The organism is Nocardiopsis sp. LOL_012, assembly GCF_048060475.1.
Taxonomy (GTDB): domain Bacteria; phylum Actinomycetota; class Actinomycetes; order Streptosporangiales; family Streptosporangiaceae; genus Nocardiopsis.
Map to the genome: position 1 here is coordinate 1 of NZ_JBHMIV010000150.1, position 249 is coordinate 249.

1 pseudogene is annotated in these 249 nt (G+C 69.5%); it reads right to left on the bottom strand.

Annotation, left to right across the window (positions count from 1 at the left end):
* Nucleotides 1–249 (bottom strand): annotated as a pseudogene (locus tag ACFHWE_RS23865) (hypothetical protein); the annotation flags it as partial.

A 249-nucleotide genomic window follows, 5' to 3' on the forward strand; every position in this document is an offset into this window, starting at 1 on the left:
CGTTGTTGGTGGTGAAGGTGCGGTATCCGTCCGGGGTGATCTGGCCCGGGGCGTCGTGTGGGACGTGCTGTTGGGCGGGGGTCTCCTCCGGTTCCGGTTCCGGGGCGGGTTCCTGTGCTGTGGGCGGGGTGGGCGGTGTCGGCAGGACCTCGGCGGTGAGGAAGGTGTGGCCGTCCCGTTCTGAGACCTCGGTGATGCGGTAGCTGATGCCGCGGGCGAGGACCAGTTGTCTCGGGTTCGGGCCGTGTG